This is a genomic window from Paenibacillus sp. MAH-35, from assembly GCF_058135425.1.
Genome location: NZ_JBYUPU010000080.1, coordinates 1 through 10,509, shown reverse-complemented (window position 1 = coordinate 10,509; position 10,509 = coordinate 1). Strand labels below are relative to the sequence as shown.

The 10,509-nt window shown below is 56.6% G+C and carries 7 protein-coding genes; 3 read left to right on the top strand and 4 right to left on the bottom strand.

What is annotated here, in order from left to right; genetic code table 11:
* Positions 1 to 159 precede the first annotated feature (159 nt).
* On the top strand, positions 160 to 1,581 hold the full coding sequence (locus AC3Y2E_RS34285; RefSeq protein WP_379217876.1) for an extracellular solute-binding protein: 1,422 nt from the start codon (positions 160 to 162) through the stop codon (positions 1,579 to 1,581).
* A 352-nt stretch (positions 1,582 to 1,933) separates the two neighbouring features.
* Complete coding sequence (locus AC3Y2E_RS34280) at positions 1,934 to 2,944, top strand: phosphotransferase enzyme family protein (RefSeq protein ID WP_379217873.1); 1,011 nt, start codon at positions 1,934 to 1,936, stop codon at positions 2,942 to 2,944.
* A 686-nt stretch (positions 2,945 to 3,630) separates the two neighbouring features.
* On the opposite strand, the gene AC3Y2E_RS34275 is transcribed toward AC3Y2E_RS34280, so the two are convergent.
* From AC3Y2E_RS34275 to AC3Y2E_RS34260, 4 genes are all read right to left on the bottom strand, one after another.
* On the bottom strand, positions 3,631 to 4,968 hold the full coding sequence (locus AC3Y2E_RS34275) for an ABC transporter substrate-binding protein (RefSeq protein WP_379217871.1): 1,338 nt from the start codon (positions 4,966 to 4,968) through the stop codon (positions 3,631 to 3,633).
* 786 nt (positions 4,969 to 5,754) lie between these two features.
* The gene (gene coaA, locus AC3Y2E_RS34270; RefSeq protein WP_379217869.1) at positions 5,755 to 6,675 is read right to left on the bottom strand and encodes a type I pantothenate kinase; all 921 of its coding nucleotides are present in this window, start codon (positions 6,673 to 6,675) and stop codon (positions 5,755 to 5,757) included.
* A gap of 438 nt (positions 6,676 to 7,113) precedes the next feature.
* Entirely contained in the window at positions 7,114 to 8,499 is a 1,386-nt protein-coding gene (locus AC3Y2E_RS34265) for a sensor histidine kinase (RefSeq protein WP_379217867.1), read from the bottom strand.
* A complete protein-coding gene (locus tag AC3Y2E_RS34260) occupies positions 8,496 to 9,212 on the bottom strand; it encodes a response regulator transcription factor (protein ID WP_379217864.1) in 717 nt (238 codons plus the stop codon). Before AC3Y2E_RS34260 ends, AC3Y2E_RS34265 begins: the two co-directional genes overlap by 4 nt.
* 163 nt (positions 9,213 to 9,375) lie before the next feature.
* Between AC3Y2E_RS34260 and AC3Y2E_RS34255 the strand changes: the two genes are divergently transcribed.
* Complete coding sequence (locus AC3Y2E_RS34255) at positions 9,376 to 10,230, top strand: hypothetical protein (RefSeq protein ID WP_379217862.1); 855 nt, start codon at positions 9,376 to 9,378, stop codon at positions 10,228 to 10,230.
* Positions 10,231 to 10,509: the final 279 nt, after the last annotated feature.

Sequence of the window (10,509 nt, the reverse complement as noted above, 5' to 3'; positions counted from 1 at the left end):
ATATTAAACCGATATAAATACGCTAAGTTTTGCATAATTGATATTTATCTGATATTTATATTTCGTTCACCATCACTGTTATGAATTACCATTGTTTGACAAGCTACTAATGATCTACTATGATCAATAATCATAGCACTTTAAGAGGTTGATACGTATATGGTGCGACGTCCAAGCCGCAAAACGTTTCGCCCCCGTCTGGACGAAATGGTCACATCGATCCGCAACAATATCCTTACCGGCAGCCTGGAGCCGGAGCAATATTTGCCGTCGGAGAAGCAGCTTGCCGAGCAGTACGGGTTAAGCGTGCAATCGGTGCGCAAAGGACTTGATCTGCTCGTAAGCGAGCGTATGATCGTCAAAATTCCGAAGATCGGCAGCAAAGTTCTCGATCCGGCGGAAAAAGGAGCGGTCACGATCCGGTTCGGGTATTCGCCTACGATCCCGGACGATGCGGATATCCACAGGCTGATCGCCATGTTCCACCAGGAGCATCCGAATATTCACGTTCAGGCCGTTCCGCTGGGAGGCCAGTTGTACGATCAATTCAAGCCGTATCTCGCTAACGGGATGCTGGACGTGGTCACGATGAACTACAACAGTTACCTGCAATTTGCCGAGCACGGCAGTCTGGACGATTTCGAGATTCTCGAACGGCAGGACGCCCTGTATCCGTTCCTCTCCGACGCTTTCGCGAAAGACGGCCAGTTGCGGGTTCAGCCTTTTACCTTCTCGCCTCTCGTCTTGTGCTACAATCGCGCCCACTTCATCCAGCAGGGGCTGCAGGAGCCGAACAGCAGCTGGAACTGGCAGAGATTGATCGAATGCGCCTCCGCCTTGGACATCCCGGGCGAGCGGGTCGGTTTTCACTGTTACTTCTCCACCCCGAACCGGGCCAGCATCATGCTGCTGCAGAAGGGGGGCTCCTTCGAACGCCGTGAAGACGGCCGGCTCAAGCTGGCGGGTACGCGCATGATGGACGCGATCCGCTACAGCCGGGAGCTGTATGAACATATTCCTTCGCTGCCGAACAGCCTGATGAACTGGGAAGCGGAGAAAGTCCAGATGCTCCGCCAAGGCAAGCTGTCGATCGCCATCCTCAGTTTTTTTACGTTAAATCATCTGCGTGACGCCGAGCTGGACTACGACATCGCCCCGGTTCCGCATCTCGGGGACGCGCTTACGGTGCTGATCGTCATCGGACTTGCCGTGAACCGGCATTCCAAAAACAAGGAAGCTGCGAAAAAGCTCGTCGATTTTATGATCTCTTCCGAAGCCCAGCTGGCGATCCGGCAAAATACGTGCAGCCTTCCCGCGCGGGTTACCGCTGCAGAATGGTCCGGACCCGATTCCGGCGTGATCAACCGGCCTTCGCGCTTCTCCTTGTTCCGCGAAATCATTCCGAGCTACCGGCTCTTCTCGGACCTGAACCTCCGCGAAAGCGAGATGCACGGGCTGTTCAGCGAGCTGCGCCTGTACTGGGCCGGCTTGCAGGATGAAGAGACGTTGTGCAGGCGCGTGGAGGAGCTGTCGGCGAGCTCGGCCGATACGACTCTTTCTCCGTCTCCGGCGATGCCTTAGCCCGGCTACGGGATGCCGCGCTCGGGCTAGAGACTGCCTAGTACGCCGTACCTCGGAGGGGTTGCCCCAAAAGCGCTCGTATGACAGGGAGCGTCCCCATTTCCATACGAAAGGATCTCAAATTCCACGTTAAACATGGAGGATGGGGTCCTTTTTCTCGAAGGAAATCGATTCTAGGCGAGGCTTACCAAATCGCAAAATGACTGGTTCTGCAGACAGCCCCTCTTCTTTTTAGAATAGGATCGAACCATTCGTTCTTCGGACCCGCCCTGAAGTCCCTCCGACCTCCCCCCACATTATGGTATAATACACCTATTCGAACATACATTCGCCCGAAAGGCGTGATTTTGTTATGAGTTCCCACGATGAAACCCGGGTGTGTACCGATCCGGCGTACCGGGAGTCCGTGTTCGCGCATATGGCCGGTACGTATGGTGTAACCGTCACCGGATATACCCAGACATTTCTCGGCCTGCTGAATATGAAATGGACGGTAAGCTCAGCTGACGGGCCCCGCTTCGTCAAATGTTATCATCCGAAGCGGTACAATCTGAGCGACCCGGATCTGAACCGGCAGGTCGAGCGCTCGTTGTCGGTCCAGCACGATTTGCATCTTCGCGGCGGGATCTGCCCGGATGTGTACAGTGCAGGAGGGCGGCATCTGCAGCAATCGCCGGAAGGCTATTACTACGCCGTCATGCAGCCGGCGGAAGGCGCACCCCCAAAGGCGGGCGAAGTCGGAGCTACGCGGATGTATCGGCTGGGCCGGGCAACCGGGCAGATGCATACGCTGCTGCAAACGCTGCCGGCGGAAGGGACGTCCTGGAAGCCTTCGCACGCCGGCCTTAGCGGCAAATGGCAGGCCAATCGCGAAGCCGCCTTAGCGTCGGCTGAATCTCATCCGGCCGTTATCCGGGCGATCGAACGGCAAGGCGACATTCTGCAGACGCTGGACCCGGCAATGTTCGACGGTCTGGAGCCCGGCTGGGCGCACTGGGACTTTTGGGTCGACAACTTCCTGTTCGACGCCGACGATCACGTGCAGGTTATCGATTTCGATACGGTGCAATACAGCTACCCGGAAATCGATACGGCAAGGGCGCTGCTGTCCGGCGCCTGGCATGAGGGCGCGCTTCAGCGGGAAGCGGCCGCAGCTTTCCTGACTGGCTACCGGGAGCAGCACGATTTCCCCGCAGGCCGGCTTCCGGTTGCGCTGAAGCTGCTATGGTGCCGCGAAGCGCACTGGTGGCTCCGGGCTTCCATGCTGACCCATGCCAGCATACCGCCCAAACGGTTCGCCGAGGAGCTGATCTGGCTGACTGAGCAGTGGGACCGGCTGGACGAGTTGTTCGGGGACTGGTGAGGACAACAGCCTTAGGAGGCTGTTTGTTAGGGTTTGGGGGTGCCTTTGGGGGTGCCCTTTGGGGTCGCCTTCGGGGTCGCCTTTGGGGTCGCCTTTGGGGTCGCCTTTGGGGCGCCTTTGGGGCGCCTTTGGGGCGCCTTTGGGGCGCCTTTGGAGCCGCCTTCGGGGCGCCTTTGGATCGCCTTTTGGAGGCGCCTTTGGATCGCCTTTGGAGGCGCCTTTGGAGCCGCCTTTGGGGCCGCCTTTGGGGCCGCCTTTGGGGCGCCTTTGGATCGCCTTTGGATCGCCTTTGGAGGCGCTTTCGAGTTGCCCCTGGAGAAACCTTCAAGTTTGACCCGACCCCATGCCTCCTTTCCTACTTGTCCGTTTCTTTACCGGAACAAACACTTCCTCTATTTCGTTATGAAGTCGGCAAACCGCCTGTTAGCGGAACTTTTACTTCCGTTATTCGCGACAATGCGACCGGTTTTTACGAATTTCGCCGAAATAACGGAAACGTTTGTTCCGCTAACCGGCTTGTTCAAGCATTTCCGGCCTAATAACGGAAGCCGGACTTCCTCTACATAGTAAGAGAGACGGCACTCGCAACAAAAGAACCCCCGGAACCGCTAATAAAAGCAGCATCGGAGGTTCACACCTTATCATTGTTCGACACACCCGTACTCAACTCGCCCTGATACGTTCCCCTATTTCGTTTTGCTCTTCTCTTTTTCCACTTCCTGCTTAAGCAGTTCGTCCGTTCTTCTCAGCACCGTATTCGCGTCGTCTTTCCCATGAGCGGCATCGAAAAATGCGTTGCGCAAATGAGTATCCGCGACACCCGTATCGATCACCGTTTTTCCTTTTTCGCGCGCCGGGCGGATCGGGGCAAATTCGTAATGGCCGACGGCCTTCATGTTTTTGGTTTTGTACACCGCGTTGTCCTGTCCGAGCGCAGCCATCATATCCTTGTTTGCAACCGTCGGCAAAAATCCGTTCCGCGCATCCTTCATCTGCACGTCGTCGCTCAACATCTCCATCATGACCTGAAACGCTTCGTCCTTGTGCTTGCTCTGCTTCGTAAGGAGCAGATACCCCGGCGGGAAGATGCCTACCTTTTTCGGCGCCCCTTCAATAATCGGGATCGACACCATATCCCAGTTTTTCACCATACTCAGATCGAGATACGGGGAGTAAATATCGGCATGCATCGCAACGGTCCCGTTTTTGAACGCGTTTTGCTCATCCGCGAGCGTAGCGGCAATGGGGTTGTTCGGAATTTGATAAAACCGGATATAGTTGTCGAAAATCTTTTTCCACGTATCGAAGCTGGACAGCTCGTCTTTGGCCGGATCGAGCGTAGAAAGCGAATACTCATTGTACGTCAGATACGTGGCGACATTGCCGGAGAATCCGCGGTAGGTAACCCCGTCCTCCACCCGGCTCAGCTTACGCGCGACTTCGTACACTTCGTCCCAGGTCATGCCGTCCTTCAAGTAAGGCTGACCGAACTTGTCGAATACGTCTTTGTTATAATAAAGCACCCTCGAGAAGAATGGCGATACCGGAAGACCGTACAACTCCCCGCTTTGCCCGGACAGCTTGATGAAGCCGTCGATAAAGATCGGATTGAAGCGGCTAAGATCGTACTTGTACTTGCTGACCATCTCCCGCAGATCGTAGGCAAGCCCCATGTTCAAATAGTTGGTATGCACCGTACTCGAAATGTTGCGGATGATATCGGGAATTTCGCCGCGGGCCACGTACTCCTGAATCGTGTTGGCCGTACCGTTCGTCGGCAGCCAGACGATTTTGATATGAGGAAACTTCTTCTGCAGCACCTCCTTGAACCGCGTATCGAACTCTTGCTCCGCAACGCCAGAAGCATGAATCTTCAACTCGATCGGCTCCGGCGGCTTCTCCGCCGGCTTCGGCGTTTCGCCGGACGCATCCGGCTGCGGTGACGCCCCCCCTCCGCTGCAAGCGGACAACAACACCGCGAGCGACATCCCGATCATACCTGTCTTCCATTTTCGTTGTGCCATCAATCGAATCGACCGTCCTTTTCTCCTGTATGTGGTATGCCATCCTCACTTGAAGATTCGGCATACTCCATATGTAACGGATCACGGACCGCCGCACCATTTCACATATTTAAGATCCAGTACAGTTTTTTGACATCCTAAAAAAACGAACTACCGGTTGAATCGTTGTACTCCCCGCCCTCGAGAGTGGCGTCTTATTATTTTCCGCACTACGCGCGGCCTTATCAGACAGCGCCTTGACCACGCCCCGGCTGTGAGCGGAAGGAACTCTGCTTGGCTGAAAAGTGTATATGGGTTGGGGTCGTCGATAGGGGTTAGGCTCGTTGATACGGGTTAGGTTTGTCGATACGGGTTAGGCTCGTTGATACGGGTTAGGCTTGTCGTATATGGGTTGGGCTCATCGTGCGGGTTGAGCCCGTGGAAGAATAAGAGTCTTTGGCATCCTTTATTTCCGGCATAATAGCCAAACTGAGGTGAATAGAGGCGGTTTGCACCTCTAGAGCGTATTTTCGTGTATAGTTGCCATGTGTAGGGTTCCTTTCTTGGTGACTTTCGCAATCCCGAGAATACCCTACTTTTTTGTTGCCTGACTAGGCTCCAATTCTTGGTACACAAACTATTGTACACCGTCCGCCCGAGCCGGTTTCCGGCAAATTAAGAGGTGCAAACCACCCTTATCCGGCAACACTACCCGCAGCAAGGCACTCCCATCGGTTAGATCACCCGCACACGCTGGCGGCCTCCATCCTCCCCGCGCCACCCTGCAACAAAAACAAAGCGCCGCCCCTACTTACGGAGCAGCACTTTGCGAATTTCGTGATTCGAGCCCTTCTGCAGCAGCAGTTGGGCGCGCCCTTTGGTTGGCGAAATATTTTGGCGGAGGTTGACGGCGTTAATCTCTTCCCAAATCTGCGTAGCGGTCTGGACCGACTCTTCCTCCGTTAAAGTGGAATACCGGTGAAAGTACGAGTCGGGATTGCGGAACGCCGAATCCCGCAGCATCCGGAACCGCTCGATGTACCACCGCTTGATGTCGCTCTCTTCCGCATCGAGGTAGATCGAGAAATCGAAAAAGTCGCTGACGAACACTTGCGACTCCTTGTTCACCTGAAGCACGTTAATGCCTTCGACGATGAGAATATCCGGAGCGCGGACGACCTGCGCCCGGTCCGGCACGATATCGTATACAAGATGGGAGTAAACCGGGGCCGTAACCTCCGGCTTGCCGCCCTTCACTTCGGTCAAAAATTGCAGCAGCCGCTTAATATCGTAGCTCTCGGGAAACCCTTTTTTCTTCATCAGCCCGCGTTCCTGCAAAACCCGGTTCGGGTGCAAAAAACCGTCGGTCGTAATCAGGTCCACATTACGGTGATTCGTCCACCGGGACAGCAGCAGTTGGAGCAGACGAGCCGCCGTGCTTTTTCCGACTGCGACGCTTCCGGCGATCCCGATAATGTAAGGCGATTTCGCTTCCTGGCTGCCCGTAAAATAAGCGGCCGACTTGTACAACTGCTGCGAGGCAGCCACGTACAAATTAATCAGCCGGGTAATGGGATGGTAGATTTGCTCCGCTTCCTGGAACGGAATCTGGTCGTTCAACCCTTTCAGCCTCTCGAATTCTTCCTTCGTGAGCGGAAGCGGCGTATGGTCCCGGATCGCCGACCACTCCTCCCGGCTAAACTCCATGTACAACGAATGGCGATTCATGTATGCGCTCTCCACCGATCTGTAGTAACTGAAAAAAGTATGCACGAGGCGGAGCGGCACGTCAAGCAAAACTTAACCTCGCCAATCGGCCGCCAGAACGCAAGTTCCGGCTTTCCTCCCCTGCGATTTTGCAGGCGGCAGGAGCGGTGAGGAGCGGTAACCGCCACGATCGCGTATAAAGATCCGCTGAATCCGCCGAAATACGGCCCGCCGGGGACGCCTCCCGGCTGCAGGCCAACGGCTGCGTCTGTACCATCTGCCGCAGCTCACGGCCCCGCCCTGCTGCCGGTGCCGGCATGTTTGGACCGCTCAAGCCGCTTCATCGGCCAGTATGGACGAAACGGCCCGACTTCAAACCGGCGGCGGGAGCGCACACCGCCCGCTCAGAGCCCGGCACGATTGCGCCGTGAGCGCGAACGGCCGACCAGCCGCTGGCACTCACGCGGTCGCCATTCCGGGGAAACGCATCGTCATCTCGGCCCCTCCCTCCGGAATGTTTCTCGCCGCGATCCGGCCGCCGCAACGCTCGACGATCGCCCGGGATATCGCCAGCCCGAGCCCGGTTTCCCCGTCCTTTCCTTTCACGAACCGGTGGAACAGGTGCGGGAGCAGCTTGTCCGGTATCCCCCGCCCGTCGTCGACGACGGCGATGACGATCTGTTTATGTTGAATCCGCACCTGAATCCGGATTCGTTGGCTCGCATACCGGGCCGCGTTGCCCACGACGTTGATCAAAGCTTGCAGCAGCTTGTCCCGGTCGGCCCGAACCGCCAGCCGCTCTTTGTCGTTTGCGTCCAGCTCCGTCTCAATCGTGATCCCGTTTTGCACCAGAATCGGATTCAGCCGCTCCACCGTCTCCTCGATCAGCTCGGGGATCGCAACGGCGCCGAACCGGAAGCTGTTCTCCTCGCCGTCGAGCTTGGCAAGCAGCGTCATCTCCGTCACGATGTTCCGCAGTCTGGCGCTCTCGCTGATGATGACGTTCAGCCCTTTCCCGGCTTGCTCGCCTTCGAATACGCCGTCGCGGATTCCTTCCGCATAACCGGCGATCGACATGAGCGGCGTCTTCAGTTCATGGGACGCATTTTGAATAAACTGCTTCTGAATGCGGTTATATTTCTCCAGTTCCCCGGCCAGCTTGTATACCGTCTGCGCAACATCGCCGATCTCTCCTCCGGCCTGAATGAGCCGGACTTCCGAGAACCTGCGGTTCTCCACCTTCTGAAGCTCGCCCTGCAATTGCAGCAGCGGACGAATCAGTCTCCTAGTAATGAAGAGGCTCAGCAAAAACACAAGCCCTCCGCCGACGAACAACACGATCAGCAGCCGGCCCAGCAGCGACAGCTCGATCTCTTTTATTTTGCTCATCGGCGTAAAAAGCGTAAGCGTCCCTTGCGGAATTGAGCTTTTGGAAACCAGGTACTGGATATCCTCGGCTTCCCGCAGTTTCTGGATACTCACCACTCCGGGGGCGGCCGCCGCCGTAGCCGTGCCGAACGTAGAAGTCCAGACCGGAACCGCGTCCACCGTGCTGAACACTACGTTTTCGGTGGAATCCGTTATGACCGCCCCGACACCCGCAACCGGCGCAGCCGTAATGGTAGCGGCCATGGAGGCGACGGCATTGTCCCCGCCTGACTCGACGAAGGTCAGATCGCTGATCGCAATCGTAGACGTGATCGACCGTTCGATCGCCGTCATATCTTTTTTCTGAACCTCGATAAAGTGATCCATTAACACATAGTGGAAAATAACGGCCGTCACGCTCAGCACCAACACAAGCATCAAGCCGAACGCCAAATTAATCTGGTGCAGCAGCTTCATTCCCCCGCCACCTCCGCTTCCATGCGCAGCCGGTAGCCGTGTCCCCATACCGCTTCCACGGGAAGCTGCTCGATTTTTTTGCGAAGCCGCTTCACCAGATGATCGACGGCCCGGTCGCTGCCGAAATAGTCGTCCCCCCACACCAGGGTGAGCAGCTCGTCCCTGGCGAAGGCGCGGTTCGGACGTTCTGCGAACGCTTGAAGCAGCGCGAATTCCTTAAACGTCACGTCGACCTCGTCCCCGCACCAGAACGCCCGCCGCTCTTCCTGCACGAGCTGCAGTTGACCGGCTCCGAGCTGAAGCACCAGCGCCTCGCCCTGCTTCATGTCCTCCAAAGTTTTCAGTTTATGCGTGCGCTGCAGCTGCCTCTTGATCCGGGCGACCAGCTCGCGGGGGCTGAACGGCTTGACCATATAATCGTCGCTCCCCAGCTCCAGACCTAATATTTTGTCAACCTCGGTATCCCGGGCCGAAATCATAATGATCGGCACCTCCGCCTCCCGGCGGATTCGCCTGCAAAACTCGTAACCGTCCATGCCGGGCAGCATAATATCGAGCACCCACATATCCGGGGGAGCCGTCTTCCACTGCTCCCAGGCTTCCTCGGCGGAGGCGAGCGCGGCCGTGCGGTACTGCTCCTTTTTCAAATAGGCTTCCACCAGTTCGCGTATATGAGGATCGTCGTCTACGATCGCGATTAAATAGTTGTTCATCCATCCAGCCTCCCGCAGTTCCTTTCGTACTAGTATTGTAGCAAAACCACACCCGCAGTAGCGCCCTGCCATCGTTTTTCCACAATTTCTCGGACGATTTGCCACAGACGGCCGGTACACTGAAGCCTGTAACTACCCATCAACCTTAAGGAGTGTTGTACCGATGAACTACAAACAAATGTTGAAAACCGCCACTTTGTCCACCTTGCTGTTGTCTGCCGTGGGAGCCCCGGCCGCCATGGCCGAAACTGCCGATCATACGAACGCCAAGCCGGTGCAAATGGCCGAAACGATCATTGCCAAAAAGCTGCTGGACCCGCTCAAGCTGGCCGAAACGTATGCCCCGGAAACGGTCGAAGACTGGAAACAGACGCTGGACGCGTATACGTCGCTCACCCCGAAAATGTTGTTCTGGGCGGAAAGTGCCGATGGCCAGCCGCTGAACATTCAAACGGTGCCGCTTAGCGAGGCTGTGGCGGTCGAAGGCCAGTTCGCCGTGAAAGCCGACGTGTTGCTGAAGGAACTGAAGCCGCTTGACGGAAACGAATTTTTCAAAACGGTTACGATGGTGAAGCGGGTTAATGACGATACCTTCGCCATAGAGCCGGCAACTGCGGATTCCAGCGGGGACGAAGCTGAAGCCGGAGGCTCGAGCGAAGCAGCCGTTACCATCTCGGTAACTGCCGTTCCGGCCCTCAAGGTTTCCGCCGAAGCCGGTGATACAATCACTGATCCAAGCGCCGAAGCAATCGCTGCCGATACGGTCAGCTTCTCGATCTCGTCTGCAAGCGTCGTGGACTCGACGATCGGCGCCAGCGCCTTCGCTGAAGGCTGGAAGCAGCTTGAAGAAGCCGTACAATCCGATGACGGACAAGCCATCAAGCAGGCGTTAGCTAATCAGTTGGAGTTGTACAAGCAGAGAATTACGGAGCTGCGAGAGGCGAAGGCGAACGTGACTGCGCTGCAAGCGATTCCGGCAATCCCTGCCGTTCCGGCCGCATCCGCAGACACAGAATAAAGGATGCAGCTGTGCGGGAAGACTGCCGTCTAAGCCGGCCCGGGTCGTACTTTGGGCCCGAAACCGTGCAGCAGGGACGGCTCTGCCATAGACCGTTCTAGCATCGCTGCCGCCCCGGTTTGGCTTGACGACCGCCCTCCCGGCCTCTGACACAAATCGAGTAGGCCCATGCACAATTGCATGGGCCTCTCACAGATCCGGACGTGCGGGTCATCGCATCCGGCTCCTCCAAGATTATCCCCTTTGGGGGTGATGTTCATTGTAAAGCTCAAGAAGACT

What these genes read in the sequence shown, in the direction of transcription:
- AC3Y2E_RS34285 (WP_379217876.1), top strand. Translation starts at nt 160, where the DNA reads ATGGTGCGACGTCCAAGCCGCAAAACGTTTCGCCCCCGTCTGGACGAA.
- AC3Y2E_RS34280 (WP_379217873.1), top strand. Translation starts at nt 1,934, where the DNA reads ATGAGTTCCCACGATGAAACCCGGGTGTGTACCGATCCGGCGTACCGG.
- AC3Y2E_RS34275 (WP_379217871.1), bottom strand. Translation starts at nt 4,968, where the DNA reads ATGGCACAACGAAAATGGAAGACAGGTATGATCGGGATGTCGCTCGCG.
- coaA (WP_379217869.1), bottom strand. Translation starts at nt 6,675, where the DNA reads ATGAATCGCCATTCGTTGTACATGGAGTTTAGCCGGGAGGAGTGGTCG.
- AC3Y2E_RS34265 (WP_379217867.1), bottom strand. Translation starts at nt 8,499, where the DNA reads ATGAAGCTGCTGCACCAGATTAATTTGGCGTTCGGCTTGATGCTTGTG.
- AC3Y2E_RS34260 (WP_379217864.1), bottom strand. Translation starts at nt 9,212, where the DNA reads ATGAACAACTATTTAATCGCGATCGTAGACGACGATCCTCATATACGC.
- AC3Y2E_RS34255 (WP_379217862.1), top strand. Translation starts at nt 9,376, where the DNA reads ATGAACTACAAACAAATGTTGAAAACCGCCACTTTGTCCACCTTGCTG.